This window comes from Actinobaculum massiliense (genome assembly GCF_001457435.1).
Classification (GTDB): domain Bacteria; phylum Actinomycetota; class Actinomycetes; order Actinomycetales; family Actinomycetaceae; genus Actinobaculum; species Actinobaculum massiliense.
Window position 1 is genome coordinate 1,482,240 of record NZ_LN881717.1, and the last position, 25,837, is coordinate 1,508,076.

Here is a 25,837-nt window from a genome sequence, read left to right on the forward strand (position 1 = left end):
CGCCTGGCCGGCTTTCCAGCTTGGTCTTTGCCCGAGCTGTGCCTGGCGCTTAGCCTCGGCGTGCCGGCTACTCCCGTAGACTGAAGGCCATGATTGACGTAACGCGTATCCATATTGTCCGGCACGGAGAGGTCGATAATCCTAGCGGTGAGCTGTACGGACGCCAGCCTGGCTTCCACCTCACCGAGCGCGGGCGAACCATGGGAAACCGCTTAGCTGAGCACTTTGAGGGCCATGATATTCGCGCCGTTATCGCCTCTCCACTGGAGCGAGCAATTGAAACCGCTACCCCGACGGCGGAGCTTTTCGAACTTCCGGTGGATACCGACCCGAACCTCATTGAGGCGGGGAATAAGTTCGAGGGGATTAACGTCAATCGCAATCGGGCGATTCTGGCCCACCCAAAGTTCTGGCCCTGGTACGTCAATCCCTTTACACCGTCCTGGGGTGAGCCTTATACCGAAATCGTCGATCGGATGAGCCAGGCGGTGCGAGATGCGCTGACGCGGGCGCGCGGCGGCGAAGCCGTGCTTGTCTCCCATCAACAGCCCATTTGGGTTTTGCGACTCTTTGTGGAAGGGCGATCGCTAGCGCATGATCCGCGCCGGCGCCAATGCGCCCTCGCCTCTGTCACTACCTTGACGTTCCAAGCCCGGCGCCTGGTGGCGCTCGACTACGCGGAGCCAGCCGCCGATTTAGTGGCGGCCTCGCGCGATATTACTCCCGGGACTTCCGGAGCTGAGCTGAAGAAATAGCTGATAACTAGTGGGCCGGTGCTCCGCCGGTATCGGGTGCGTCGCCGTCGTCGTCGGTGCCTTTCGGCTCGGCGTCTTTAGGCTCGGAAGAGTCCTCTTCATCAGCCAGGCGCTGCTGGCGTTCCCATTCGCGGAAGCGGTTTTGTGCATCGAGGCGCGAGAGGAATTCAGGATCGTCGTCGGGCGCTACTGGGTCATTTCGGCGCGCCTGCCCACCACCGCGGCTACCCCCAAACGAAATGGTGCCGGTGGGGTATTTGAGCGGCCAGGAAAGGGCGATCCACAGAATCGATCCCAGCACCGGAAGCACAACCGTCAGGGCGATCCAAGCCGGTTTGGCCAAGCGCCCGGGTACCTGCGATTGATCCGTGCGTACGCAATCAACGATTCCGAACACCCAGATTGCTATTGCTACGAGGGCAATGATCAAGCGAGCCATGTTTAAGATTCTAGCGGCTTAGAGGAAGCTAGCCAGGGCGAAGACCCCAAATACGGCCAGCCCGTAGAGAAGCTCTACAAAGCCGGTGTCTCGCAGAATGGGAATCAGCGCCCGGCCCTCGAGCTTTTCTTTGCCGCGCGCGAGGATTCGCCGCACGCACCGCACCGCGATAAGTAGTGAGGGGACGAAGAGTAGGCACAGGTAGATCAGGCGGCCCAGGGCAACGCACATAACGAGCGCCAGCGCGAAGGCCTCGGCCAGCAAAACCACATAGGCGAGGCGGGCATCGCGGTCACCTAGGCGGACGGCCAGGGTGTGCTTGCCGGTTACGGCGTCGGTGGGAATATCGCGGATGTTATTGATCATGAGCAAGGAGCAAGCGATAAGCCCCATCGCGCAACCGGCCATCCATCCCACAGCGGGCACGCCAAGGAGCTGCACATAAATTGTGCCGCAGGTAGACATGAGCCCAAAGAAAATAAATACGCCCACTTCGCCTAGCCCGGCGTAGCCGTAGGGATGCTTGCCGCCGGTGTAGAACCACGCACCGGCAAGGGCGGCGACGCCCAGAATGAGCAACCACCACTCGCCCGTCAGCGCGATGAGCCAGATCCCGATAAGAGCGGCAAATGCGTACGTACCGAGCGCCGCCGCCAGCACCACCTTGGGTGAGGTTTTCCCGCCGCCGGTGAGGCGAGGCGGGCCGGAGCGGAAATCGTCGGTGCCGCGAACGCCATCGGAATAATCGTTGGAAAGATTGACGCCGATTTGCAAAGCCAGAGCAATCACCAGGCACAGGCCAGCCCGGGCCCAATTGACGCCGTCGTCCCAGAGAACGATTCCGGTGCCGGCAAAAACAGGTGCAACGCTAGCGGGGAGGGTGCGTGCGCGCACGCCTTCAACCCAATCATTCAAGGTAGCCACGAATGTTAAGATTAGGGCGTTGCGGGGAGCAATGGGGATTGCGCCCCACCCCCTCTGCTCGCTAACGGTAGGCGGAGTATCCGGTGGCGCCGGTTTGCGGAGCCCGCGGGCGCGCGAGGCGCGAGATCAGCTCAATCGCAATGCCCACCAGCAGGCCAATCCCGATCATGTACCAGTGCGCGGTGGCAGTGAAGGCGGCGATTGTCTTGCCTTCGAACATTGGGGAGGTGAGCTTCAAGCCGAAGCGGGTAATACCGTAAATCACCGCGGTCACGCCGGTGAAGGAGAGCGGCATTATGAACCAGGAAAGCGGTCCGTACTGCAGGCGCGGATCGCGCGAACGGCCCCAACGTACGCCGATGGCGATAATGAAGAGTGCGGCTAAAACTGCCACGGTTATCCACATCCAGATGGGGAGCGCCCGGCCAATGAGCGTGGTCTGATTCAGATTCAGCCCGTTGAGCGCTTCGTCCAAATCGATGACGTTTACGGCGCTACCCGTAGTGAGTTTGAGGATAATCGATGCTCCGAGAGCCCCGGCCAAAACCAGCGCGCCTACGGTCAGGAAGTAAGGCAAAAGCATGAGGAGGCCCGCGATCCGCTCGGAGGCCGAGGAAAGATTGAAGGGTTCATCCCCGCCGCTACTAATGAGAAAACCTGCTCCCACCACTACGGCGGTGGCGGTAGAGGCGAAGATATACCAGGCAAATCCGAGGGAAACAGCATGCGAGAAAGTGGGAACCGGAGAGGCGCTGGTAAGTAGGTAGCGGTTGCGGGGAGTGGGGCGGACGGAAAGAAGGCGCCCGAAGGCGGAGGCGAGGAAGCCCACCGGTAGAGCGGTCGCCGCGCAAATCAGTGGATTGGGGGCGATGCTCATGCTGATATTGGGGTCCATCTCGACGGTGGTGCGGGTGACAGTGGCCAAAAGCGCCGTTGCCCCGGAAAGAATGAAGCCGGAGATAATAGCCGGAATCCATACCATGAAAGTGGAGTTGCGCCGCCCGCGCCCAGACCAGGCGTGGCCGAAGAACAGTGCCAACCCCACGATCGCGGTAGTGGTCAGCGCCGCGGCGTAAATCGAGATCTTGGCTCCGGTAACGCCCTGCTGGCTCACGTCAATCGCCACCGATCCGCCCAAACCGAGCACGGTGGTGAGCGCTCCGTAAAGCGCGTTAGAGAAGCCTTCCGCTCCGCGGAAGCTTTCTGGGTTTACCGCTCGCGAGATAGCGATTGATCCCAAATTCACCAGGAACGTCAGTGCCAGGGCAACCAAGGGCGCGAAAATTGCCGTCATCCAAGTAGCGGCTTGGAAGCGCTCGCGGTTACGTGGCGCGGCGGAAGGAGCGAGAGGCCCGCGCTGGGAAGCGCCCGGTTGCGCCGGCGCCGGGCGCGGTGGCCCGGCGTAGCGCGGTGCGGCTGGCTGAGGCACGCCGGGCTGGGGATTTGGCTGATTGGTCGGGTCATTATTCGCGGACATGACGCTCCTTCCAGAGAAACTGTTTCCAGTTTAGGTGGTGCAATCAAAATTTTTGAAATATAAGCTTCTGGGCGAGGAGGCGCGGCAATTGGGAAGGGGCGCAGTCGCGGCTCAGACGCGCGGATGAGCCTCGGTGTAGGTGCGGCGTGGTTGAATACGCACATGGGTAAACGCGCACAGCTTGATAAGAAGGCGCTCGACGTCTCCACGATGTTCAATGAGGTGGCGCCGCGCTACGACGTCGTCAACGACATTTTGTCCGCGGGGCAGGTAAGGGTGTGGCGCCGCGCCGTCACGGCGGCGCTCGATATCACCCCTGGCCTGCGCCTCCTGGATCTGGCCGCCGGCACCGGCACTTCCACCGCCGCCTTCGCCGCCGCGGGCGCGGACGTGGTTGGCGCGGACTTTTCGGAGGGCATGCTGAGCGTGGCGCGTCGGGAGCATCCGGGTATCGAGTTCGTGCAGGCCGATGCCACGGCGCTTCCGTTCGACGACGCCGCTTTCGACGCCGTGACTATTTCCTACGGTTTGCGCAATATTGAAGACCCGCAGCGGGCTTTGGAAGAAATGATGCGGGTGGTCCGCCCGGGAGGCCAGCTGGTTGTGGCGGAGTTTTCTCACCCGGTGTGGGCGCCCCTGCGCGGCGCCTACCACTTCTACCTGCGTGAGGTTTTGCCGCGTATTGCCTCGGTTGCCGGATCGGACGGGCCAGCTTACGGATATCTCATGGAGTCAATTCTGGATTGGCCCGACCAGCGCACTCTGGCGGCAAAACTTCAGGAAGCGGGCTGGCGTGGCGTCAAATACCGCAACCTCACCGGGGGGATTGTGGCGGTGCATAGCGCACGAAAGCCCAACCGCGCGGAGTGAAAGTTGACACCTCAACAAAACCGCGGGGTGAGGCGAGGAAGACGAGAGGAAAAGGTAGGATAAGGCGCTGTGAGCCAAACCGATGAGACCACGCTGATCGCGCGCATTGAAGAGCGCCTGGCAAACGTTGAGCTTCTGCTAGATGAACGCGCTTCCGTGCACGATTCCCGGGTAGATCAATTGACGACCTATCTGAAGAACGCGGGCGGAAAGAGGCTTCGCCCCACCCTGACGCTACTGTGCTCGTACGTGGGTGAGAATCCGGAAGACCCCGCGGTGGAGCGTGTGGCGGCAGCGATTGAATTGACGCACCTTGCCTCGCTGTACCACGACGACGTTATGGACGATGCTCCCTACCGCCGCGGTGCTCCTTCCGCCCAAGTGGTTTTTTCAAATTCGGCCGCAATTCTCTCTGGCGATATTCTCTTTGCCCGCGCCAACGCACTCATGGCTCGGCTTTCCCCGCGCGCGGTGTGGAACCATTCGGTGACTTTTGCCCGCCTGTGCAAGGGACAACTGCGCGAGTGGCTGGGCCCGGAGGAAGGCGAGGGGCGCCGCGAATATTATCTGGGCGTGCTCGCCGATAAAACCGGTTCGTTGATCGCGGCCGCTGCTCGCGAAGGCGTGCTGTGCGCGGGCGGAAGTGACGAAGACGCGAAATTGGTGGAAGCCTACGGTGAGAAAGTTGGCGTGGCTTTCCAGCTTGCCGACGATTACATCGACGTGATGTCTGATTCCGACCAGCTCGGGAAAACCTCCGGCACTGACCTGCGCGAAGGGGTGGACACCATGCCCACCATCCTGCTTCGCGAGCGGCGGGAGGCCGGCACACTCGACGCCGCTGGTGCCCGCATTCTCGAAGTTATCGATTCGGTCGCCGCGATTGATTCGGCCGCGCGGGCCGGCGCCTCGGCCAGTGCCCCGAGCGGGTTGCAATCCGGGCTTACCCCGGGTGCGCGCCCCGCGCGCGAGCTGGATGACGGTGAACTTGCAGAAGTCCTCGGGCTCCTGCGCCAGCACAGCGTGATGGAAGAGACGCTGGGCATGGCTCGCGCCTGGGCGGAAGATGCGGTGGCCGGATTGAGCGCACCGATTCGCGCGAAAATTGGCGCTGAACTGGGAGCTTTTGCTACCGCCGCGGTGGATCGAGTCTCCTAAGCCCGCCGCATGCGGGGCCGGGTTGGGGGCAGGCGAGCGTCGGCGTCGTCGGGAAAAACTATGAAAGTAGTGGCGAATGCCCCTTCGGTCTTGGGCGAAGCCATACCCCACGGCGCCTTTGCGCACGTACAATAATCCGGGTATGCCCATGGTAAGGAGCACAATCTAGTGGCACGTATTCTTGATCGCATCCTGCGCGCTGGCGAGGGTCGGAAGCTGAAGAAGCTCGAGCGGATTACCGAGCGTGTAACCGCGCTGGAGCCGGAAATTGAGGCGTTGAGTGACGCGGAGTTGCGTGAACAGACCGATCTGTTCAAGCAGCGCCTGGCTGATGGCGAGACGCTTGACGATATTCTCCCCGAGGCATTTGCGACGGTGAGGGAAGCCGCGCGGCGCACCATTGGTCAGCGGCCCTATGACGTCCAGGTAATGGGCGGCGTAGCGCTTCACCTCGGCAATATTGCCGAAATGAAGACCGGTGAAGGTAAAACCTTGGTGGCCACCATGCCGTCCTACCTCAACGCTTTGGAGGGCAAGGGCGTTCACGTGGTGACGGTCAACGATTACCTGGCCTCTTACCAGTCGGAGCTGATGGGCCGCATTTACCGCTTCCTCGGACTGACGGTGGGGTGCATCGTCACTGGCCAGAATCCGAACCAGCGCCGCGAGCAGTACAACGCGGATATCACCTACGGCACGAACAACGAGTTCGGCTTCGACTATCTGCGCGACAATATGGCGTGGAAGCCCGAAGAAATGGTGCAGCGTGGGCATAACTACGCCATCGTCGACGAGGTCGACTCGATTCTTATTGACGAAGCGCGTACGCCGCTTATTATTTCCGGCCCGGCTGAGGGCGACGCAAACCGCTGGTACGCGGAGTTCGCCCGCATTGTTCAGCGTCTGCGCAAGGACACCGATTACGAGGTGGACGAAAAGAAGCGCACCGTGGGCGTGCTCGAACCGGGAATCGACAAGGTGGAAGACTCCCTCGGCATCGATAATCTTTATGAGTCTCTGAACACGCCGCTGATTGGGTATTTGAATAACGCGATCAAGGCGAAGGAACTTTTTGAGCGCGATCGCGATTACGTGGTGCTCAATGGCGAGGTGCTGATCGTTGACGAACACACCGGCCGCGTGTTGCCGGGCCGGCGCTACAACGAAGGTATGCACCAGGCGATTGAAGCCAAGGAAGGCGTGGAGATCAAGGCTGAGAACCAGACCCTGGCCACCATTACCTTGCAGAACTACTTCCGCCTCTACACCAAGCTGGCCGGTATGACGGGTACCGCCGAAACCGAGGCGGAGGAATTCGCGAATACCTACGAGCTGGGCGTGGTGCCGATCCCGACCAATAAGCCGATGATTCGCGAAGATCGCACCGATTTGATCTACCCCACCCGCGCCGGCAAACTGCGCGCGGTGGTCAACGATATTGCCGAGCGTTATGAAAAGGGCCAGCCGGTGCTGGTTGGTACCGCTTCCGTTGAGGCCTCCGAGGAGCTCTCGGATCTGCTGGATAAGGAAAACATTCCGCATTCGGTGTTGAACGCTAAGCAGCACGAGCGCGAGGCCAAGGTGGTGGCCGAGGCGGGCCGCAAGGGCGCCGTTACGGTGGCAACCAATATGGCCGGCCGTGGTACGGACATTATGCTGGGCGGAAATCCGGAGCATCGCGCGCAAGAGGCCCTGGCCGCGCGCGGTCTTTCGCCGGAAGAAACCCCGGAGGAGTACGAGGCCGCGTGGCCCGATGAGCTCCAGCTTCAGAAGGATGCCGTGAAGGCCGAACATGACGAAGTGGTGGAACTCGGCGGGCTGTACGTGCTCGGTTCCGAGCGTCACGAGTCGCGGCGCATCGACAACCAGCTGCGCGGCCGCTCGGGCCGTCAGGGCGATCCGGGCGAATCGCGTTTCTATCTGTCTTTGGAAGATGACTTGATGCGCCTGTTCGCCGGCGGGGTTGCGGGTCGTATGCTCGAAGCCGCGTCCGACGACGATCAGCCGATCGAGAATAAGTCGATTGCCAAAACCGTGCGCCGCGCGCAGGGCTCGATCGAATCGCGTAACGCCGAAATGCGTAAGAACGTTCTGAAGTACGACGACGTTATGAACGATCAGCGTACCGAGGTTTACTCCACCCGCCGTCGCATTTTGGAGGGCGAAGATATCGAGGATATGGTTTCCGGCTTCCTCGACTACGGCGTGCAGGACGTTGTTGACTCGCACATTGTTGGCGTCCCCGAGGACGAGTGGGATCTGGAATCCCTCTGGAACGATCTGCGCGGTTACTACACTCCTGGTTTCTCGCCCGATGAGTTGGTTGACGACGCCGCCCATACCGGCGGCCTTGATCGGGAAACGCTTCTGCGCGAGCTCACCGATGATATTCACGCCCACTACGAAGAGCGTGAGGCGCAAGTGGGTGCCGATAAGATGCGCGAGATCGAGCGGCAGATCGTGCTTTCCGTGCTTGACCGCAAGTGGCGTGAGCACCTATACGAAATGAATTACTTGAAGGAAGGTATTGGCCTTCGCGCCATGGCGCAACGCGATCCGCTCGTCGAATACAAGGACGAGGGATACCAGATGTTCCAGGCCATGGACGCCAATATCCGCTCCGAATCCGTGCGCTACCTCTTCCACTTCGAGCTTCCGGAAGAACGGGCGGCGCGTTTGGCTCGCCAGGCATCGGAGATGCAGGCCGCTATGAGCGCCCGCCAGGCTGGGGAAGCGGCGTTCCAGGCGCGGAAGCAGGCGGCCGAGCGGCTGGCGCAGGAAGGTTCGGGCGAGGGCTCAGCTGAGGGTTCATCCGCCGGAGGCCGAGTTGATCCGGTCAAGCTAGGCATTAAGGTTGGCTCGCGCCAGCAGAACGTCAGCTACTCTTCGGCGGCCAAGGACGGCTCGGGTGAGGCGGAAACCCGTAGCGCCTCGGGTCGTAAGCGCGAGGGCGAAGCCACCACGGCCGGCCAGTCCGCGGCGCAGAAGGCGGCTGTTTCCGGCGGTAATCGCGCTCAGCGCCGCGCCGCGAAGAAGGCTGCGAAGAAGCGCCGCTAGCGCCTTAGTTGTTTGCCCCGCGGGGTTGGTTAGGCCGGATCTTTCCTAGGAAGGTCCGGCCTAGCTGTTTATTGTGGGCACGGGCCGGCTGACCGGGCGGTTTTTCCAGCCGCCTGGTTGCTTTTTGCAGGTGCGGCCCGGTTGCTTTTTGGAGGTGCGGGCGCCGCTTGGTGGTTTTACGGGAGCTGGCGGGCCGGCCGGGCGGGCGCTTGGTTGCCAGGTTTTTGGAGGCGCCGGCTTAGCCAAGCTCGAGCGCAATAACCTTCCAGCGCGTTCCCTGAAACTCAAGCCGCAGGGCAGCGCCGCGCACTTTGGTGCCGTCGTGCAGTACCGCAATCACCTCCGCAACTCGGGGGAGCGGACTGCTAATTTGAAGTCGCCGGATGCGCGGGGCGCGCGAAGCGGGCGCTTTGCCCTCGATACGCATGGCCAAGCTGTACCGGCGTCCAAGCGTGGCAAATACATCCGGATCTAGCCAGTTTCGCAGATGCGCCAAGGGCCGGCGTCCCAGCAGAATTTCAATGGCGTAGATCAAGACGGTTCCCGCTATGCGTTGCGGGGGCGGCGCGCTGGCGGGAAGTTGTTCGCGCAGACTCATAAGAACCGGCCGCCAGGTTTCCTTATGCGGCGTCGCCGAAATGGCAATGCGATCCCACGGGCGCTGCCAAGTCGTTAGTGGCGGCGCGCCAAGAGGAAGTTTGCCGGTTTTGACCTTCCCGGCCGGAGCAGGTGCGGGAATCGGACCGGTTTGTGCCTTAGGCGGTGCAACCGGCAATTCGGCGATCCTCTTTTTTGCGGCGTGGGCTCGCGCCCTCCCGTCCGGCCCGCTGAGCGCCTGGCGCGGTGTGCCGGAAGCCTGGCGGGGCGTTGTGCTGGGATGAATAGGCAGAATAGACATTTTGACTCCTAATCGTTCGCCGGGTGAGCAGCGTTCGAAATTCTCGGCAAACTCACTGGGTGGCGCCCAGGGTGAGGAGTTGGCCGGGATAGATGAGATTCGGATTGCCGATCGCGTTCTCGGCCACGATCGCATTGACCTGCTGCATGATTTGCGCGTCAGTTGCCGGGCCCGAAAGGGTGCGAGCCGCGATATCCCAGAGGGTGTCGCCCACGCGGACGGTTACTTCCCGGTTCGCGGGTGCCGCTGAAATTGCCGGATCTTTTGCGTTCGCTGCCTTGGGCGTGTCTGCCGTTTCCGGTTCCGTCGCTTCCGCCGTGCCGGCCGCACCAGCCGCTTCCGGTCCTCCGGCTACTCCCGGTCCTCCGGCCTCCGCGGCACGGGCTACCTCTGCCCCGCTCTGAGCGGAGGATGTGCTCTCTTGCCAGCCAATGCTGGAGGTAGCGGGCTGAGGTGAGTCCTGGGCCGGGATATGATCTATCCTCCCGCCCCAGCCGAGGTCTATAACGGCGTCGTCGCCGTTGGAGACGGCGGCGCGAGGTACCTCGACCTGGCAGTAAGGCATGGGTGAGATGGCGTCGGCGTAAGCGATGTTTCCGCCGAGCGGCCCTAGCGGTCCGAGTGCGCTGATGGCGCCAAGGGCTCCGCCAGCAAGCGCCAGGCGTACCCGTTTTGTGCCGAATCGGCGCGCCAGGCGAACCAGGCTTCCACTATGTCCGTGTCGCGCTCGCAAGAGCGCCGCGTAGGAAAGCGCCATCCGCGTGCTAAGGAGCGCACCGAGGAGGGCGGCTAGCCAGAGAAGCCAGGCCTGAAGCAACGCGGAGGGCGCGGCGGCGTCGGGAAACTGCGTTACAACGATCGCTGAAAACGCCACGGCGCCCAGGCCGCTTAAAAGACATGGCGTTCGGATTTTCATTACGACCCCTAATGTTACGTTTGGTGAGTTTTAGGGACATAACGAAGTTTGGGTGACTTTTGCGCGCGTTTTCAGCTGGGTAAACCCAGCAACGCATTTCGGCGCCGTCTTTTTTTGTTGCGCAACGCTTGAACGACCTGGTCAGGCCGTGAGAGGCGTTCTAAGAGAAAAATAAAAATCGAACATCTGTAACTTTAGGGAACTGATAAATGGCGGTAGCTACTATATTTTGGGTGCGCGGCTGGGTAGCGTGGTGGTGTGGATCGTCAACAATTTCCGCGTGCCGGTGTCCCGAGCGGCGGCGTCGATAAGCAAAGCCCGATCTCGGGTGAGCCTGCGCAACTAAGTGGCACGGCCAACTCCGCGCAACTAAGCGGTGCGGGCGATCTAGCGAGCTTTGAGGCGCTTGCCGAGGACTTGGCCTCGGAGATCGAAGCCGAGCTCCGCCTGCAAAACCGGGCGGAAGCGCGCGAACTGAGGGACGCTGAGGCGGGACGGATAGGGCTGGCGGATTTACTGCGCGCCGCGATTGGAGCGCGTTTGACGGTCACCGCAAGAGATGGCGATGTTTTCGAGATTGTCCCGGGCGAAGTTGCCCAGAATTGGCTTTTGGGCAAAGGGAGAGAGCGGGCCTTGCTGGTTCCGCTGGCGGCCATTGCTCGAATCCGCGGCCCCTTGGGGAGAGTCGGTGAAGTTCCGCGTGGTTTAGCGCCAAAACTCAGTATCGGGACCCCTTTGCGCGCGTTTCAAGCGCGCCGCGCTCGGGTGCGAATACTCCATGAAATCGGGGTATGCTCTGGCCACCTATGCCGCGTCGGTGCGGACTGGATCGAGGTTAGGGACGAGCAAGGCCTCGCGATCCTTACAATCGCAGGGATTCGCCGCGTCGAGGTGACGACCTAAGCCTCGGTGCTTTCCTCGGCCGATGCGCGAACCCTTTCGCGCGTAGCCGCGTAACCGCGCTGGATGTACTCATCCAGCATTGCTTGGTCGATACGCCACTGGCCTCGCCCGCCAACCTGAATGGCGGGGATTTCTCCGTTGTTAATGAGTGTTCTGACCTGGCCGGCAGACACATTGAGATAGTCCGCCACGTCCGCGATCGTAAGGAATTTCGTCATGATCTTCTCCGTCCGTTCTGCACAAGGATGACACCTTGTTCTACGTTGTAATTCTACACCAAAATAAGTTATCCACAGGCTGTGGAGAACAGGATGCACGAAGCGATGTCATTTGCCATCGTTGCCTAGTGGGGGAGACGTCCCGCGCTGTACTTAATCAGGGATTTTCCGGCAAGGGAGCGAGGCGTCAAACCACAGAAATGGGGTAATGATGGGTGTTCGCATGACGCGTTTAAAAGATCCGCGCTTGGTGGCGGGGGTTATTCTTATCGCCGCTTCGGCGGTGGTGGGCGGAACGCTTCTCGCCGGTCCCCCGGTCATCCGCGTTTACCGCGCGGTTGAAGCCGTGATCCCCGGCACCCCAATTGCTGATGCGGGGCTAGAAATCGCTGAGGTCCCGCCCGGTGTCGCAGGGCCTTACGTGACGGTTGGCGAATCGGGAACGGTCGCGGAGGTGCTCCAACCTGGCGAGTTACTTGCTCGCTCTTCTCTAGGTGAAGCCGACGACGCCGTTGCGCTCGTCTTGCCAGTGGCGCTACCGCCGGCCAGTGCCTTGACGGCTGGAAGCAACGTGGAAATCTGGGAAGTGCGTGAGGAAGAGGGGAGCGAAGAGCCAGCGGCCCGCATTGTTTCTGACCGAGCGATTCTGGTGCGGCAAAGCGAACCGACGAACGTGGGTGCGGCCGGCCAGGTGGAAGTCCGAGTTCCTACCCAAGACGTTCCCGGTACCCTGCGCGCCTTGGGGTCGAGCGGGAAATTCGTGGTTATAGAAGCGTCGCGAGGCTCGGAGGGGGCGAGCTCTAGTGAGCGGTAGCGTCCTCTTGTTGCTCTACGGGCCACTGGAAGTTGGCGTTTTGGAAGCGCTAGGCCGGGAGGAGATCGACGTCGTGCGGCGTTGCTCGGATGAGGTGGAACTGGCAGGTGCGGCCGAAGCGGGCCTGGGCAGCGTCGTCGTCACCGAAACACTCGACCTCAACCTTGCGGCGTTGTTTCATGCGGCTGGGTTGCAAATTGTTGGTGTGGGCCTGGAGCGACAGACGGGTGAGGATTTCCTGGCATCCCCGAACGCTGAAGACGTGGTGAATTGCGTGCGGGCGGCGCTTTCGCAAAGTAAGCCAGCGGCTCCCGAGCCTCCCGCAATCCGGCACCCCGACGTGGGGGCGGGAACGGTGTGCGCGGTGTGGGGAACCGACGGCGCGCCGGGCCGGTCCGTGCTGGCGCGTGATTTAGCAAATGCGCTAGCTAGCAAACTAGAGGTACTCCTCGTCGACGGCGATACGCGCAACCCGTGTCTTTCCCAACTCCTCGGTGTGCGGCAAGAGACCTCCGCCATCGTCGCCCTGGCAAGGAAAATAAACACCGGTAGCGCCGGGCAAGAGGAGATCGAGAAGTATCTTCTGCACATGCCCCAGGGCTTTCACTTCTTGGCGGGGCCCAATAAAGGGTCGCGCTGGCGCGAGCTACCCGGGCCGGTGCTCGGGCAGATGTGGGCCCGCCTTCGATCCTGCGCGGCTCTGATTATCGCGGACTGTGCGGCCGGGATCGAACGAAACGAATTTGGATTCGATGAGGATCGCGATGCGGCCACTTTGAGCTTGCTGGAAAATGCGGACATGCGGCTCTTGGTGGCCAAAGCCACTCCGGTGGGCTTGCGGCGCCTAATTGCTCAAATTGAATTGGCTAATGAGGCGGGTATCGCGGATTTTCACATCGTTCTCACCCGGGCGCAGGAGCGTGAGAAGCTGGCGATTCGCGATATTTTGCGGGGCCGAGGGGTAGAGGGGGTGAGCTGGGTGCGCTCGGACGCCGGGCACTACGACGCGGCCGAACGCCGCGGCCTGAGCCTCCTCGAGGTCTCTCCCAAGGCAGGTGCAGCCAGCGATACGCGCCGGCTGGCCGCTCGGCTGGAGAACGCAGTGCGAAGCCAGCTGGACCCGGCTAACCGGCCCAGCGGGCGGCGCGCGAGGTAAGGCTGGCGGCGCGCTGGGCTGGCCGCCAGGCAGGCGCTTGCCGCGATACGGGGCCGCGCGCTATGCAGGGCGGCGCTCTAGGCAGGGCGGTCCCGAGGTAGCGCCTGGGCGCCAGCTGGGGCCTAGGCGCCTAGGGATTGGGTGCGGGGCCGGCCGGCTTCTAAACTGGTGGCATGAGGATTTACATTCCCGCTACCGTTAGCGACTTGGGTTGCGAAGAAATCTCGCCGCGAATTGTGCACGCGGCGACTCCTGCTCTGGCTCAAGAGGTGGGCGATGAGGAGCGGGAGTACCTCGAGGCAGTGGCGACTAACGCCGCCGCAGATGATTCCCTGCTCCGCATTATGCATGCCCATGACGCTGGGCAAAAGCCGGTGCTACGCCGGCTGGTAATCGCCGCCGACGCCGATGAAAGCGAGCTTGTAGGCGTAGATTCCGCCGCCGCTGAAGGCCTCTTCTTTGACGGCGATACCCCCGCAGACCAGCTACCTTCGGCGCTCGCGATGATCAATCCCGCGAGCTGGAAGGATGTGGTCTCTTTCCATCTCGATGCCTTCGAAGCAGAGGCGAACGTGCGGGCGGCGATTAGCGGAGAGAACGACAGCTCCTCAGCCCAGGCTGCTTTTGATCGCCTCGGCGAAGAAGATCTGCTCTGGTATGACGTTTCCGAGCGTCTGACGGTAGCCGTGGAGCTCGGGGCGGCGTTCTTTATCTAAGCGACGCCCAGTCCCGGCGCCGCGGCTTTTCGTGTTGCGGGCCACCTGCCCGGCTCAGCCCGCCGCGCCGCCCCGGCGCATCACGCGGTGACGGTAAGCGTCGACGAGCCGTCCTCCCGCGGCTGAACGCTAATACGTGTGCTTATCATCTGCCCCATTTGTGCCACGTGGCTGACGACCCCAACCGCGCGTCCGCCGTTGGTTAGATTCTGCAAAACCCGCATCACCTGATCAAGCGCGTCTTCAGAAAGCGATCCAAAGCCTTCGTCGATGAGCAACGTATCGAGGTGAATTCCTCCGTTTTCGGCTCGCACTACCTCGGCTAGGGCCAGAGCAAGAGAAATGGAAACAAAGAACGTTTCCCCGCCCGAAAGTGAGCGCGTAGAACGTTGCATATCACCGCTCGCGGCGTGATCGATAATCTCCAGTTGTAGCCCCGTCTTCACCTGGTGAGAGCCACGCTCCTTCTCATTCGTGCGAACCAGCTCGTAGCGGCCACGAGAAATCTCCGAGAGTTGCTCATTCGCAACTGCAACCACCTGCTCAAAGCGCCGCTGCAATACGAAGGTCTCGAGCGGAATATGGGTGAGCGATTCCTGCCCACCGCTCGCCAGCGAGGCGAGGCGAACAATTGGGCCGGTCGTCTCCTCTTCGCGTTGCCACGCCGTTCGCCGCTGGGTTGTTCGCTGGAACTGTTGACTGGCGTTTGCCGCGAGATCCTGGGCGGAGGTGGCCTCATCCCGGGCCCGTAGCGCGGCGGCGTGGTATTGCTGGGCGGCTTGCGTTTTCTCCTCAAGGCGGGGATCCTCCTCGCCGGTGAGCTCGGCGATGCCGGGCGTACTTAGCTCCCGCTCCGCATCCCGCACTTCTTGACGGAAGTTTTCCACCTCCGCCTCGTGGGCTTGAAGCTGGTTGGGGTGCATGACTGCCTGCGTGGCGTGCTCCACGGAGGAGAAAGGCGAAGCTTCCAAAGCGCTTGCTAGATCCTTCTCGCGCTGCGAGTAATCCTCCTGTGCCACCGAAACCGCGCGCAACCTATCATTCCAAGTCCGTTGCATTTCAGCGGCTGCTGTTACCGCGCTCAGGCGGTCCTTAATCGTTGCAAAACCCATCCGCTTGGCAACCAAGCGCGAAGTTTGAGCCTCGATTCGCTTTGCCCTGCTCTCGCTACGCGCCACCGCTTGAGCTCTCTGTGCCGAGAGCTCTTTTTGGGCGGAATCGTTTGCCTTCCGGGTTTTTTCAATTTCGCTAATCTTCTGCTCCGCGGCATGCAGATCTGCCACGGCTTGCTGGGCTTCGCGCAGGCTACGCTGGCCGTTATCAACATGGGACTGGGCCTGCGCCACCTCCGGCACCCCGCTATAAGCCCCAATTTGTGCCCGCGTCTGTGCAAGCGCATCCTGGGCGGCCTTCGCTCGCTCCCGCTTGGCCTCGAGTTCCTCGTTGGCGACTTTCACCTCATCCGCGGAGGCAAGCAAACGCTCGGTGGGAGCGGGCGCCGGATGTTCGACCGAGCCGCAGACCGGGCAAGCTTCTCCAGTGCGCAAGGAAACCGCTAGCTCAGAGGCAATCGACGCCTGCCACAAATTGAAGGTTTCTTGTGCCGCCTGGCGGGCGGCTTCCAGCTGGCGCGTACAGTTCTGATCTTCGGCCTCCTCGCGTTTTTCTTGCTCACGGAGTTCTGTCACTTGCACTGCTCGCGCAAGCTGATCTTGGGCGGATTGCAGTTCGGCCTGCGCCCCATCCACCCGGTTGGCGGTTTCGCGCAACTGAGTGATTGTTTCCGCCGTCGTGAGCCGCTCAGCCTCGATTTCCTCGGCCTGAGCCTGAAGCTGGTCCAACCGGGAAGCAATGCGTGAGACTTCTGCGAGATCCTCTTCTTGCTCGAGTTTTTCACGCTCCAGCTCGTCTTCCTCGCCAGCAAGCTCCGCGAGGCTGCCCTCCTCGCGCCGCAACTCACCCTCGCGCTGATCGCCTAGCGCGAGCAGATCTGAAAAGTCCGCGGCGGTGGTTTTCTCCAGTTCAACCTTGCCGGCAAGCGATGCCGCAAACTCCTCTTCCATGGGCGCGTGTTCCCATGCGTAGCGGGCGGCGCTCAGCTCTTCGCTCGCTTGCCGTGCGGAATTTGTCTCCCGAGCTACGGGCTCGGCATCTTTCGCACGCTTGATTGCCTCTTCCAGCGCTTGGATATCCGCCCGCCTCGTTTCGAGTTCGCCCTTCCGCTCGAGTAGTTGCCGGCGTTTCCTCAAATTCATGGCGAGACTCTGCGCTACTTCGAGCTCACGGGCAGCCGCTTCGTCTTTTTCCTGGGCCTGCTCAGCCGCGGTCTGCGCGGCCGCTACCCGGACCTGGGCGCCTTCGAGCTCTTGCTGGAGCCGGTCAAGTAGCGAATCGGTTTGACGCACCAGGGCCGCTTCGCGAGCGGAGTTTTCAAGTTCTTGAGCATCGTCTTCACCGAGCTGTAAAGCGGCCGCCGTGTTAGATACCGCGGTGACGAACGCGGACTTTGCTGCCGCGCTGTTTTGATTAGCGAGGGAAGCGCGTTCCTTGAGCCACGCGGTGATTGTCGCATATTCGGACATATCGAAGATCTGCGAAAGCAGATCAGTGCGCTGGCCGGAATCTAGGCGCAGGAAATCGGCGAACTTGCCTTGCGGAAGCACAATCGTTTGCACGAACTGCTCTCGATTGAGCCCAATCAGATTCGTGATTGCTATAGAGGTGTCACTCACCCGGTTCTCTAGAATTTCGCCCGCATCGAGGAGGCTTTCTTCCAGCGCCGCCTCGGAAATACGCCACAGTTTTGCGGTGGCCGGAGTGTTAGCGGTGTTGCCCTCTTTCAGGTATTGCGGGGTTCGGCGCACTCGGTAGGTGCCGGATTCCAGGGTAAAAATCAGATCGACGTACGATTCGACGTTGCGCCCCACATGGAGGGAACGCAAGCGGGTATTTGTGGAGTCAGCTCCACCGGCCACATTGCCGTAGAGCCCAAAAACGATGGCGTCAATAATCGTCGATTTCCCCGAGCCAGTGGGCCCTTCCATAAGGAAAAGACCGGATTCGGAGAGGTCGTCAAAGGAGATAACCTCCCGGCCCGCGAAGGGGCCGATGGCCTGAAGTTCGAGCCGTCGTAACTGCATTACTGCTCCCTCCCGCGGCTTGCCTCAACTGCTTGGCGCAAAATAATTAGTTCTTCCTTCGTTGCTTCCTCGCCGCCCGCCTGGATTAAGAACTCTTTGAGAACATCGAGCGGATTTTCGCGCTTGACGTCCACAATTCGTTTTTCATGGCTCGCCGCCGGTGGTCGATGCTGGACGTCAAGAGCATGGGGGAAAGCCTGCCGAATAAGCGGATTCATTTCCCGCGGGCGTGAGGCGTCAGTGACTTCCACCTTCACGAATTTCTCCCGGTCCGCAATGTGCGCGGGTCCTAAAATCTCCGCCAAACTTCCCCGAATGGTAGCGATGGGGCGCCATACCGGCGCGGGGATCAGCCGCGTGCGCACGGTTGGACGGCCGGCGCGCCCGGGCTGTTCGTCAGCTGGCTCGGGGGCGGCGGTCCCGGACGGCGCCTGCCCCGCCTGTGGGCCCAACGGCGGCTGGCGCTCTCGCGGGCTCCGGAGCCTCGGCAAGTGGGTCGACGTTGGCAACCTCCGTCACGGGCTCCAACGGCCCGACGCCGTTAGCCTCGCCCCAGCTGAGCTCGAGAAGCACGGATTGCTTTGGTGCGGTTTCGGAGAAGGAGAAAGCGATAGGCGATCCGGAGTAGCGCATGAGCGGAGCTCCCGTATGAGCCCCAATGCGTTGCGGGGAGTGAATGTGGCCCAGCGCCACATAATCAATGGGCCCTATACCCTCCTGCTCGCCGAGGCGGAAAAGCGAGGCGGGGATGGCGCCGATACCGCCCACGGAAATATCCCGCTCGGAGTCCGATTCCTGGGCGCCGCTCACAAATTCGTGCGTCATAATGATGCGCGCCGGGGTTGGGCCGCCGGCCGCTGGCTCCTCCGCTTCGATACTCTCTCGAATGAGGCCGAGGGCGGCTCGCATAACCGCCTCGTGGCTACGTTCCAACGGTTCCTCTGCGGCCAGATCGTGGCGTGCCACATCCGGATCGAGGTAGGGGATGGGGTAGATCAGCGCGCGCTCGCCACCCGCCGCGGTGACCTCCACCGGATTGCCGCACTGGCGCGCATCGGTGCGGATATGGATGCCCTCACGCATGAGGTCCGCACCAAAGCCGAGGCGCTGCGGTGAATCGTGGTTGCCGGAGGTAATAATGACCGTGGTCAAGCTGGCGAGTTCGGAGAGGGTGCGAGAAAGAAGCGTCACCATTTCCGACGGCGGTACCGCGCGATCGTAAATATCGCCCGCAATAAGGAGCGCGTCAATGTGCAGATCGCGCACCGTATCAGTAACGTGGCGCGTCCACAGCGTAAAGGCATCTCGCAGGCTGGCACCATGCAAAGAGCGGCCCAAATGCCAGTCAGATGTGTGAAGGATCTTCATGCCATGTAGCGTAGCGGAGGGGTCCGACACGCTTTTTGAATGGACGCGTTAGCCCGGAGCGCGAGTAGCCGGCGGCCCCAGCGCTCGAATAGCTGGTTAGCCCAGCGCCTCCTGCATTTGCGCGTGCAGGAGCCCGTTGGAAACCAGTGCCCCGCCGCCCCAGGGCCCGGGGGTTTTGCCGTCGAGCCCGGTGAAGGTTCCTCCGGCCTCTTCCACGATTGGCACCAGGCCCGCCATGTCGTAAACGTCCAGTTCCGGCTCCGCGGCGCCGTCGACCGCGCCCTCGGCAACCAGCAGGTAGTTCCAAAAGTCGCTGTAGCCGCGAATGCGCCAGGCACGCCCCTGGAAATCCACCATTTGCTGAAGCTTTCCGGCGTCGCGCCATCCCTCCAACGAGGAGAAGGAGAAGCTCGCGTTTTCCACCTCGGAAACCCGCGAAACGTGCAGGCGCCGCGCCTCGTGGAATCGCCCGGCACCGATACCGGCCGAGGTCACCCACGCTCCTTCGCCGCGCGACGCGTACCAGCGCCGCCCGATGGCGGGAGCGCTCGCGGCACCGAGAATAATGTCCTTGCTGTCGGCCAGGCCCACCAGGGTTGCCCACACCGGCACCCCGCGCACGAAATTCTTGGTGCCGTCGATGGGATCAATAATCCAGTGGCGGCCCTTTTCCCAATCCGTGTTGCCGCCCTGCTCCTCGCCAAAGACGAAGTCGTCCGGGAAAGCTTGGGAAAGCTCGGAGCGAATCAGCTCCTCGGCGGCCTTATCCGCGTCCGAAACCGGCGACATATCGGGTTTGGTCTCCACCCGTAAATCGCTGGCGAGGAACCTATCCATGGTGAGCTCGTCGACCTTATCCAGGATGCTCAAAAGAACGTCGAGTTCCTTATTCATCGCTACCCTTCCCACTCCGGTTTCGGTACTTGCTCCAATAGTCTACGCAGGGATTCGACGCGCCTTTGCCCCAGCGGATCCCGCACCGTATCTAAGGCGCACTCGGTTTCATTCGCTTTGTGAGTGCAACCGCGCGGGCAGTCCGCGGTCACCTCTTCCAGGTCGGGGAAACCGCGCAATAGGCCAGCCGCATCTACGTGGGCCAGGCCGAAGCTTCGTACGCCGGGGGTATCAATGATTCTCCCTCCCCCAGGGAGCGCGAAGCTCACAGCGTTTACTGAGGTGTGCCGGCCTTTTCCGGTAACGTCATTAACGTCGCCGGTACGGCGATCGGCGTCGGGAACCAGGGTGTTAAACAGTGTTGACTTACCTACCCCAGAATGCCCAATAAGCACCGTGTCGTGCCCGGTCAGCGCCTCGCGCAGGGCTTCCAGATCGTCGCGTTGCGGGGCCGCCGGGTGCTTCACCGCGGTCACAAATACCCGCAAGCCAAGCGGCTCGTACACCTCTTCCACTTTCTGGTGTGAGGCGAGGTCGGCCTTGGTGAGGACCAGTAGCGGTTGCATCCCCGCTTCCATCGCCGCCACCAGGGCGCGATCAATCATGCCGAATTTCGGTTCGGGTTGCGCAAGCGCCACCACAATCGCCATTTGATCCGCGTTGGCAACGATCGTCCGCTCGCGCCCGCCGCCCTCATCGGTTGAGCGGGTGAGTTCCGTGCGCCGTTCCTCGATAAGGACAATGCGCGCGAGGGTATCCTTGCGGCCCGACAGGTCGCCGGTGAGCCGCACCCGATCACCCACCACCAGAGCCCCGCGTCCTAGCTCGCGTGCCTTGACGGCGATCACTTCCACGGCGTCATCCATCACCACGCCGTAGCGCCCGCGGTCAACAGTGATTACTTGCCCTCGCGGCCGGTCAGAGTAGTCCGGGCGGATTTTGGTGCGCGGCTTGGAGGGGCGGCCGGGGCGCACGTGGACGCGCGGATCGTCAGTGCCGATATCGCGCATTAGTTTTCCGCCTCCACCAGACCGTTCCACATGGCGGGGAAATGCGGCATGGTTTTTGCGGTGGTCTCAATGTTTTCGACGACGACGCCGCTCGTCCGCAAGCCAATAATGGCCGCAAAAGTTGCCATACGGTGATCGGCGTAGGTGCGCATTTGCGCGCCGTGCAGTGGCGCCGGCTCGATCACGATATCGTCGCCCTCGATCCGGGCCCCGCAGCCGACCCGGGTTAGCTCGGCTTCAATTGCTGCCAACCTGTCTGTTTCGTGGCCGCGCAGTTGGCCAATATTACGCAGGCGCGAGGGGCCGGCCGCATAGGCCGCCACTGCCGCAATGGTGGGCGTGAGCTCTCCGACGTCGTGCAGATCCGCGTCGAGCGGGGAAATTGTTTGCGGGCCCCGCAGGGTAAGGACGCCGTCGTGAGTAGATTCCACGGCGGCACCCATGCGCTCGAAGATCTCGGTAATTTGCGCACCCGGCTGCGTGGTTTGCTCGGGCCAGCGCGGAATCGATACTTCTCCGCCGGTGACCATTGCCGCGGCGAGGAAAGGAGCGGCGTTTGAGAGATCGGGCTCCACCGTGACGCCGCCCAGATGCGGCTCACCGGGCAAAACCGTCCAGGTGTTGGGGGCGCACCGCACCTCAATGCCGGCGCGGCGCAACACGTCCACGGTCATATTCAGATGTGGTACGGAGGGAACTTTTGCGCCCGTAGAGCGAACCGTGATGCCGCGCTCGAAACGCGGCCCGGCCAGCAACAGTGCCGAAATGAACTGGGATGATGCTGAGGAATCGATCTCTACCTCGCCGCCCGTGAGCCCGCCTTTGCCGTAAATGGTGAGGGGAAGTGCCGGCTCGCCTTTGGCGTTCTCGGTCGCATCAATCCGTGCCCCCAGCGCCCGCAGGGCCTCGACCACGGGTCCCATGGGCCGAACCCGAGCTCCGGCGTCGCCGTCGATACGCGTTTCACCGCTGGCGAGGGCGGCAAGTGGGGGAACGAACCGCATGACGGTTCCCGCCAGACCGGCGTCAATGGTTCCGCCATGCATCTGCCCGCCGCGCACGGTGATCACGTCCTCGGCTTCGGTTTCGCCGCGTTCCCAAATCACCTCCACCCCGAGGTTTCGTAGCGCCTGCGCCATGAGCGCGGAATCTCTAGCGCGCAGGGGAGCCCTAATGATGGAGGGCTTTGAGCCCAGCGCCGCCACGATGAAATAGCGGGCCATTAGTGATTTCGAAGCGGGCACAGAAACGGCGCCCACCACCGGTGAAGGGTGGTGGGGCGCGGGCCAAAGGCTAGTCATTAAGCGTTCTTGGCCTCCTTGACGCGCTGGCGCGCGTCGGCCTTAATCTCCGCCAGTTCCTCGCGGTGATCGCGCCACTGCGAGTAGCGGTACCCTAGCGACGGCTGACCCTTGCGGTCCACCGCGGCGAGCAACGCGCCGCCTGCCAGGCCGATTCCGGTGAGGAGGTTACGCTTGGCATCCTTCTTTTCATCCCCTTCCAGCTTCCAAATCGGGTTCGCGCCGACTACGGAAGGGATTTGGGTGGCGGCGAGGACCGCGCCGGAAAGGCGCTGGAACTTGCCAATGCTGAGCAGGCACCCGGCCGTGACCTGGGCGATGCCAACCCCGCGCGCCACGAGGTCCTTTTGCTGATCCTCGAGGGTGACGCCGAGGGTGTCGGTGGCGAATTCGAGGTTATCAATTTGTTCGCGGTGCTCCTGCGGAGCGCGCGCGGCCTTAATGCCGGTGTAGATAAACGGAGCTGCCAAAAGCGGACGTGCAATGAATCTGAAAATTCCCATGCGTTATTTCTACCTTAAACCTGGGCGGTTTGTGACCCAGATCGCCAGATTGTGAACGATATAGTGCGGTGCGCGAACCGGAGGGCCGGGACTTGACACGGTTCGCGACGGCGTCGTGTGCGCGACGACGTTGCCCGGGCAACATTTGCGCTCGGCTGGAATGAATGAGCGTCGAGCGGCGTTGAGACCTTAGCCCCGGCGCAAGCGCCGAGGCTGTGCGCAAGCAATTTGTGCAAGAAAAACGGACTACCCTAGAGGACGATGAGCCAAGAACTAGTTCGCAGTGCGCCCGAAGAGACCGCCGAGCAAAGAGCGGAGCGGTTTGAGCGCGACGCGTTGCCATTCCTCGATCAGCTGTATGGCGCGGCCATGCGGCTTACTCGCAACCCCGCTGACGCCGAAGATTTGGTGCAGGAGACGTACGCGAAGGCATTTGCGGCGTTCCACCAATACCGGCCCGGGACGAATTTGAAGGCGTGGCTGTACCGGATCCTGAACAATACCTTTATCTCTAATTACCGCAAGCAAAAGCGTCAGCCGCAGCAGGCTGACAGCGCCGAGGTGGAGGACTGGCAGGAATATCGGGCACAATCGCACACCTCAACTGGTATGCGCTCAGCGGAAGTCGAGGCGCTTGATAACCTCCCGCAGTCGGAGATTCGCGAGGCGATGTCCCAACTGACGGAGGATCGCCGCATGGCGGTGTACTTGGCGGATATCGAAGGGTTTTCCTACCAAGAAATAGCAGACATTATGGGTACGCCGATCGGGACCGTTATGTCACGGTTGCACCGCGGCCGCAAGCAACTGCGAGATCTGCTTGCCGATTATGCCCGCGATTTAGGGTATGGAAAGAAGGACCAAGAGTGAGTAGCGAAGGAATGTGGACTCGGCTGGAAGATCGATTCCAACGCGCGGGCCTCAATTTAGACAGCGAAGACGGTACGGGGGAGTGCTCTTGCTCGGAGCTTGCCGAGAATCTTTTTGAATTCCTCGACCACCAGATTCCGCGTGAGCTGGAGCGGCGCTTGGAGCGCCACATTGCCGGTTGTGCCGACTGCCAGGATCGGGCCGAGGCGGAGGAGCATGTGCGCACTATCCTCAAATCCTCGTGCGCTCAATCCGCGCCCGCCACTTTGCGGGTTCGGATTGCTCAGCAAATCGCCGTCTACAAGCGGGTTACTTACTAGAGAGTCGCTTGGCGGGAGCTGGGCAAAACCGCCCGGCGGCGCGGAGCAAAAGCGCCGAGGCGGCGCGGGACATTGGTTACAGATATCGCCAGTTGGATGACGATTGGCGAGGGTGTTGCTAAGATCGAGCGGTGCATGCGCGGTGCTTCCACGCATCGCGCACCGATCGTCAGGCGCCTCGGGCGCCAAAGTGTTTGAAGGAGAAAGAGCTATGTCGCAGCGCGGACGTATGCGTCGGTCTCGCCGCAAGAAGAAGGCGAACCACGGCAAGCGCCCGAACACCTAAAGAGTGTGGGCGAGCAGGCGGATCATTCCGCCGGGAAATTAGGGCGAGCTTCGGGCTTGCCCTTTTCTTTTGCCCGGCAGGTCCCTGCACACCGTAGCCCGCCCGTCGCGCCATGCGGTCGCGCCGTCTTGGAATGCGAGAAGGTATCCAGAGTTTCAAGGCGGATCCGCGGCAACCTGGATGGGCAGCAACCGGACGGAGATACTTGTGTGGAAAACCTGCCAGGGAACGCTCGAGCCAAAGGCAATTGAGCTTTACCGAGGCGAAGGGAAAATCGCGTAATTCCCGCGAAGGTGGGTTACATAATTGGCGCCACGGACGCGGCCGGTCTGGCGCGCAAATTCGAGGTCAAGCACCGGGCAAAAAATAAGCCCGCCGTCACCCTGGTGGGATCCCTGGAGCAACTCGCCCGGCTGGCCGAGCTCAGCCCGGAAGTACTCGGTTTCTACGAAGAATGTTGGGATAAAGACATCCTCATGGGATGCATTTTGCCCTGGCGGAAGGATGCCCAGCAGTATCTGCCGCGGGGTAGCGAGGCCTATGTGCGAGACGCGCGCAGGACCTCGTGCTTTGCGGTGAAGTACGGCCTGCCTGTCGAGCAAATTGCGGGCCGGCTGTGGGAAGAAGACTCGCGTTTGCTCTACGCTGATCCGCAAAAGGCTTTATCTCGAGGACGTCCTTTCCATACTTTCGCGCCGCTTTGATTCGTGGAATTTTCGCCAGGGCGCCTAGTATTAGACCGGCCAAAGTAAACATTGACCAAATGGGGAATAAAACTTTACTTTTTGGCTAAATCTCGCGGAAAAGTCGGTTTCCATCCATGCTGTGACGCGCTACACTTTAGCCATAGTTATCCGTCGGGTGGACGGATCCCGACGGGCGATACGCACGAGGGCGTGCGTATCTCTAAAACTGCGGGAGATGAAATATGTTGGGCGTTCGTCAAGCACATTCACGGCCATTCGCTGAGACGCATGACCTTCCCGATCAGCGGGCGGTCAATCAGGTGCGCCTCGAATCAGTCAAGCTGTACGCACCCGTTCCGGGAATTGAGGGAACGGCGTGGCGCAGACCGGGAAATCCGCGCGATGAGCACGGCAGATTCCCCCACGGAAGTTCGGTTGTGGCGGTCGGCCTAGGAATTTTCCTCACCGTCGGAATGCTGTCCTTTACCCTCACCTCGCTGTTACTCGAAGGGGCGCCCGGGCCGGCGCCGATAGCAACCTGGGGGCTATTTACCCTGCTAGTGGGCCTGATTGCGCTCGCGGCCGGAGGCGCGGCACTGCTGTCCCGCCACGCGCGCGAACGCTCGGTGCGAGTGGAAGCCGGATTCCTCCTTCCGCGCGGTCGGGAAATTTACCGTATCGGGGTGCTGGTAGGCGGGGCGACGGCGTCGCTCGGAACCCTCGCCCTGACGAATTTACTCGCCGGCCGCGCCGCCTTCGCCGGACTGACGGATGGCTGGCACGGGGCGGTGAGCTATGGGCCGCTGGCGGCGTCCCTGTGGTTGCTCCTCTTCCTGGTGCTCGTGCCGGTACTTTACGAAATGTATTTCCGCGGCTACCTGTACGGATGGGTGCGCGGACGCTGGGGCGTTGGCGCGGGTGCGCTACTTTCGGCAGCGATTTTTGCGGTTGCGGCCTACGGTAGCCCCTGCTTGCTTCCCTTCGGCTTTGTACTCGGGCTTTCCGCTGCTTTTGCTTGGCAATTTGGGCGCAGCGTAGCCGATCCGATCGCCCTTCACGTCCTGGTCAACACGGTAGCACTCGGCGTTGCCATTGCCAGCTAGAGCGTTTTCCAGCGCTTTAGGCGTGTGCGGGCCCGCCTCGCCGGGTAGGCTTGAA

The 25,837-nt window shown here is 61.9% G+C and carries 26 protein-coding genes; 13 read left to right on the forward strand and 13 right to left on the reverse strand.

Going from position 1 to position 25,837, the window contains the following annotated elements:
• Window positions 1-89 precede the first annotated feature (89 nt).
• On the forward strand, window positions 90-755 hold the full coding sequence (locus tag BN2664_RS08315) for a histidine phosphatase family protein (RefSeq protein ID WP_007000652.1): 666 nt from the start codon (window positions 90-92) through the stop codon (window positions 753-755).
• A gap of 7 nt (window positions 756-762) precedes the next feature.
• On the opposite strand, the gene BN2664_RS08320 is transcribed toward BN2664_RS08315, so the two are convergent.
• From BN2664_RS08320 to BN2664_RS08330, 3 genes are all read right to left on the reverse strand, one after another.
• A complete protein-coding gene (locus BN2664_RS08320; protein WP_007000651.1) occupies window positions 763-1,194 on the reverse strand; it encodes a PLD nuclease N-terminal domain-containing protein in 432 nt (143 codons plus the stop codon).
• Between the two features lie 18 nt (window positions 1,195-1,212).
• Complete coding sequence (locus tag BN2664_RS08325) at window positions 1,213-2,118, reverse strand: 1,4-dihydroxy-2-naphthoate polyprenyltransferase (RefSeq protein WP_007000650.1); 906 nt, start codon at window positions 2,116-2,118, stop codon at window positions 1,213-1,215.
• A gap of 61 nt (window positions 2,119-2,179) precedes the next feature.
• The gene (locus BN2664_RS08330) at window positions 2,180-3,595 is read right to left on the reverse strand and encodes a hypothetical protein (RefSeq protein ID WP_007000649.1); all 1,416 of its coding nucleotides are present in this window, start codon (window positions 3,593-3,595) and stop codon (window positions 2,180-2,182) included.
• 162 nt (window positions 3,596-3,757) lie between these two features.
• Here BN2664_RS08330 and BN2664_RS08335 point away from each other — a divergent pair, with 162 nt between their 5' ends.
• The 3 genes from BN2664_RS08335 (at window position 3,758) to secA (ending at window position 8,680) form a co-directional block, all read left to right on the forward strand.
• Window positions 3,758-4,465: a demethylmenaquinone methyltransferase gene (locus tag BN2664_RS08335; protein WP_040317137.1), complete on the forward strand. Its 708-nt coding sequence runs from the start codon at window positions 3,758-3,760 to the stop codon at window positions 4,463-4,465.
• 69 nt (window positions 4,466-4,534) lie between these two features.
• Window positions 4,535-5,623, forward strand: a complete 1,089-nt coding sequence (locus tag BN2664_RS08340) for a polyprenyl synthetase family protein (RefSeq protein ID WP_007000647.1) — start codon at window positions 4,535-4,537, stop codon at window positions 5,621-5,623.
• Between the two features lie 168 nt (window positions 5,624-5,791).
• On the forward strand, window positions 5,792-8,680 hold the full coding sequence (secA, locus tag BN2664_RS08345) for a preprotein translocase subunit SecA (protein ID WP_007000646.1): 2,889 nt from the start codon (window positions 5,792-5,794) through the stop codon (window positions 8,678-8,680).
• A 238-nt stretch (window positions 8,681-8,918) separates the two neighbouring features.
• Here the strand turns inward: secA and BN2664_RS08350 are convergent, their stop codons facing one another.
• Entirely contained in the window at window positions 8,919-9,578 is a 660-nt protein-coding gene (locus BN2664_RS08350; protein WP_058120672.1) for an Rv3235 family protein, read from the reverse strand.
• A gap of 52 nt (window positions 9,579-9,630) precedes the next feature.
• Window positions 9,631-10,452: a LysM peptidoglycan-binding domain-containing protein gene (locus BN2664_RS08355; protein ID WP_051014093.1), complete on the reverse strand. Its 822-nt coding sequence runs from the start codon at window positions 10,450-10,452 to the stop codon at window positions 9,631-9,633.
• Between the two features lie 300 nt (window positions 10,453-10,752).
• Here BN2664_RS08355 and BN2664_RS08360 point away from each other — a divergent pair, with 300 nt between their 5' ends.
• Window positions 10,753-11,397, forward strand: coding sequence for a hypothetical protein (locus BN2664_RS08360; protein ID WP_007000643.1), 645 nt, complete (start codon window positions 10,753-10,755; stop codon window positions 11,395-11,397).
• On the opposite strand, the gene BN2664_RS08365 is transcribed toward BN2664_RS08360, so the two are convergent.
• A complete protein-coding gene (locus BN2664_RS08365) occupies window positions 11,394-11,615 on the reverse strand; it encodes a helix-turn-helix domain-containing protein (protein ID WP_007000642.1) in 222 nt (73 codons plus the stop codon). The two genes, BN2664_RS08360 and BN2664_RS08365, sit on opposite strands and share 4 nt — an antisense overlap.
• Before the next feature lie 223 nt (window positions 11,616-11,838).
• Here BN2664_RS08365 and BN2664_RS08370 point away from each other — a divergent pair, with 223 nt between their 5' ends.
• From BN2664_RS08370 to BN2664_RS08380, 3 genes are all read left to right on the forward strand, one after another.
• Window positions 11,839-12,429: a hypothetical protein gene (locus BN2664_RS08370; protein WP_155856444.1), complete on the forward strand. Its 591-nt coding sequence runs from the start codon at window positions 11,839-11,841 to the stop codon at window positions 12,427-12,429.
• Window positions 12,419-13,585, forward strand: a complete 1,167-nt coding sequence (locus tag BN2664_RS08375; protein ID WP_058120673.1) for a CpaE/TadZ family protein — start codon at window positions 12,419-12,421, stop codon at window positions 13,583-13,585. Before BN2664_RS08370 ends, BN2664_RS08375 begins: the two co-directional genes overlap by 11 nt.
• 173 nt (window positions 13,586-13,758) lie before the next feature.
• Window positions 13,759-14,301 carry a DUF6912 family protein gene (locus BN2664_RS08380; protein WP_007000639.1) on the forward strand — a complete coding sequence of 181 codons (543 nt, stop codon included), beginning with the start codon at window positions 13,759-13,761 and terminating at the stop codon, window positions 14,299-14,301.
• Between the two features lie 80 nt (window positions 14,302-14,381).
• On the opposite strand, the gene BN2664_RS08385 is transcribed toward BN2664_RS08380, so the two are convergent.
• The 7 genes from BN2664_RS08385 to BN2664_RS08415 form a co-directional block, all read right to left on the reverse strand.
• On the reverse strand, window positions 14,382-17,441 hold the full coding sequence (locus BN2664_RS08385; RefSeq protein WP_058120674.1) for an AAA family ATPase: 3,060 nt from the start codon (window positions 17,439-17,441) through the stop codon (window positions 14,382-14,384).
• Window positions 17,441-17,806: an exonuclease SbcCD subunit D C-terminal domain-containing protein gene (locus BN2664_RS09310; RefSeq protein ID WP_058120675.1), complete on the reverse strand. Its 366-nt coding sequence runs from the start codon at window positions 17,804-17,806 to the stop codon at window positions 17,441-17,443. The genes BN2664_RS08385 and BN2664_RS09310 overlap by 1 nt, the downstream gene beginning before the upstream one ends.
• A 31-nt stretch (window positions 17,807-17,837) precedes the next feature.
• Window positions 17,838-18,809 carry a metallophosphoesterase family protein gene (locus BN2664_RS08395; RefSeq protein WP_058120676.1) on the reverse strand — a complete coding sequence of 324 codons (972 nt, stop codon included), beginning with the start codon at window positions 18,807-18,809 and terminating at the stop codon, window positions 17,838-17,840.
• Between the two features lie 96 nt (window positions 18,810-18,905).
• The gene (locus tag BN2664_RS08400; protein WP_007000636.1) at window positions 18,906-19,703 is read right to left on the reverse strand and encodes an inositol monophosphatase family protein; all 798 of its coding nucleotides are present in this window, start codon (window positions 19,701-19,703) and stop codon (window positions 18,906-18,908) included.
• 2 nt (window positions 19,704-19,705) lie between these two features.
• The gene (gene rsgA, locus BN2664_RS08405; protein ID WP_007000635.1) at window positions 19,706-20,713 is read right to left on the reverse strand and encodes a ribosome small subunit-dependent GTPase A; all 1,008 of its coding nucleotides are present in this window, start codon (window positions 20,711-20,713) and stop codon (window positions 19,706-19,708) included.
• Complete coding sequence (aroA, locus tag BN2664_RS08410; protein ID WP_007000634.1) at window positions 20,713-22,014, reverse strand: 3-phosphoshikimate 1-carboxyvinyltransferase; 1,302 nt, start codon at window positions 22,012-22,014, stop codon at window positions 20,713-20,715. Before aroA ends, rsgA begins: the two co-directional genes overlap by 1 nt.
• Window positions 22,014-22,517 (reverse strand): DoxX family protein, encoded by a 504-nt coding sequence (locus tag BN2664_RS08415; RefSeq protein WP_007000633.1) that lies wholly within the window; start codon window positions 22,515-22,517, stop codon window positions 22,014-22,016. Before BN2664_RS08415 ends, aroA begins: the two co-directional genes overlap by 1 nt.
• Window positions 22,518-22,778: 261 nt before the next feature.
• Between BN2664_RS08415 and BN2664_RS08420 the strand changes: the two genes are divergently transcribed.
• The 5 genes from BN2664_RS08420 (at window position 22,779) to BN2664_RS08435 (ending at window position 25,782) form a co-directional block, all read left to right on the forward strand.
• Complete coding sequence (locus BN2664_RS08420; RefSeq protein WP_007000632.1) at window positions 22,779-23,387, forward strand: sigma-70 family RNA polymerase sigma factor; 609 nt, start codon at window positions 22,779-22,781, stop codon at window positions 23,385-23,387.
• Window positions 23,384-23,707: a mycothiol system anti-sigma-R factor gene (gene rsrA / locus BN2664_RS08425; RefSeq protein WP_007000631.1), complete on the forward strand. Its 324-nt coding sequence runs from the start codon at window positions 23,384-23,386 to the stop codon at window positions 23,705-23,707. The genes BN2664_RS08420 and rsrA overlap by 4 nt, the downstream gene beginning before the upstream one ends.
• A gap of 211 nt (window positions 23,708-23,918) precedes the next feature.
• Window positions 23,919-23,993 (forward strand): 50S ribosomal protein bL37, encoded by a 75-nt coding sequence (locus BN2664_RS09540; protein ID WP_374047437.1) that lies wholly within the window; start codon window positions 23,919-23,921, stop codon window positions 23,991-23,993.
• Window positions 23,994-24,286: 293 nt separating this feature from the next.
• A complete protein-coding gene (locus tag BN2664_RS08430; protein ID WP_007000630.1) occupies window positions 24,287-24,697 on the forward strand; it encodes a hypothetical protein in 411 nt (136 codons plus the stop codon).
• 224 nt (window positions 24,698-24,921) lie between these two features.
• Complete coding sequence (locus tag BN2664_RS08435; protein WP_007000629.1) at window positions 24,922-25,782, forward strand: CPBP family intramembrane glutamic endopeptidase; 861 nt, start codon at window positions 24,922-24,924, stop codon at window positions 25,780-25,782.
• Window positions 25,783-25,837: the final 55 nt, after the last annotated feature.

What these genes read in the sequence shown, in the direction of transcription:
- BN2664_RS08380 (WP_007000639.1), top strand. Translation starts at nt 13,759, where the DNA reads ATGAGGATTTACATTCCCGCTACCGTTAGCGACTTGGGTTGCGAAGAA.
- BN2664_RS08395 (WP_058120676.1), bottom strand. Translation starts at nt 18,809, where the DNA reads ATGAAGATCCTTCACACATCTGACTGGCATTTGGGCCGCTCTTTGCAT.
- BN2664_RS08415 (WP_007000633.1), bottom strand. Translation starts at nt 22,517, where the DNA reads ATGGGAATTTTCAGATTCATTGCACGTCCGCTTTTGGCAGCTCCGTTT.
- BN2664_RS08365 (WP_007000642.1), bottom strand. Translation starts at nt 11,615, where the DNA reads ATGACGAAATTCCTTACGATCGCGGACGTGGCGGACTATCTCAATGTG.
- BN2664_RS08385 (WP_058120674.1), bottom strand. Translation starts at nt 17,441, where the DNA reads ATGCAGTTACGACGGCTCGAACTTCAGGCCATCGGCCCCTTCGCGGGC.
- rsgA (WP_007000635.1), bottom strand. Translation starts at nt 20,713, where the DNA reads ATGCGCGATATCGGCACTGACGATCCGCGCGTCCACGTGCGCCCCGGC.
- BN2664_RS08435 (WP_007000629.1), top strand. Translation starts at nt 24,922, where the DNA reads ATGTTGGGCGTTCGTCAAGCACATTCACGGCCATTCGCTGAGACGCAT.
- BN2664_RS08350 (WP_058120672.1), bottom strand. Translation starts at nt 9,578, where the DNA reads ATGTCTATTCTGCCTATTCATCCCAGCACAACGCCCCGCCAGGCTTCC.
- BN2664_RS08420 (WP_007000632.1), top strand. Translation starts at nt 22,779, where the DNA reads ATGAGCCAAGAACTAGTTCGCAGTGCGCCCGAAGAGACCGCCGAGCAA.
- aroA (WP_007000634.1), bottom strand. Translation starts at nt 22,014, where the DNA reads ATGACTAGCCTTTGGCCCGCGCCCCACCACCCTTCACCGGTGGTGGGC.
- BN2664_RS08330 (WP_007000649.1), bottom strand. Translation starts at nt 3,595, where the DNA reads ATGTCCGCGAATAATGACCCGACCAATCAGCCAAATCCCCAGCCCGGC.
- BN2664_RS08335 (WP_040317137.1), top strand. Translation starts at nt 3,758, where the DNA reads ATGGGTAAACGCGCACAGCTTGATAAGAAGGCGCTCGACGTCTCCACG.
- BN2664_RS08315 (WP_007000652.1), top strand. Translation starts at nt 90, where the DNA reads ATGATTGACGTAACGCGTATCCATATTGTCCGGCACGGAGAGGTCGAT.
- BN2664_RS08320 (WP_007000651.1), bottom strand. Translation starts at nt 1,194, where the DNA reads ATGGCTCGCTTGATCATTGCCCTCGTAGCAATAGCAATCTGGGTGTTC.
- BN2664_RS08370 (WP_155856444.1), top strand. Translation starts at nt 11,839, where the DNA reads ATGACGCGTTTAAAAGATCCGCGCTTGGTGGCGGGGGTTATTCTTATC.
- BN2664_RS08400 (WP_007000636.1), bottom strand. Translation starts at nt 19,703, where the DNA reads ATGAATAAGGAACTCGACGTTCTTTTGAGCATCCTGGATAAGGTCGAC.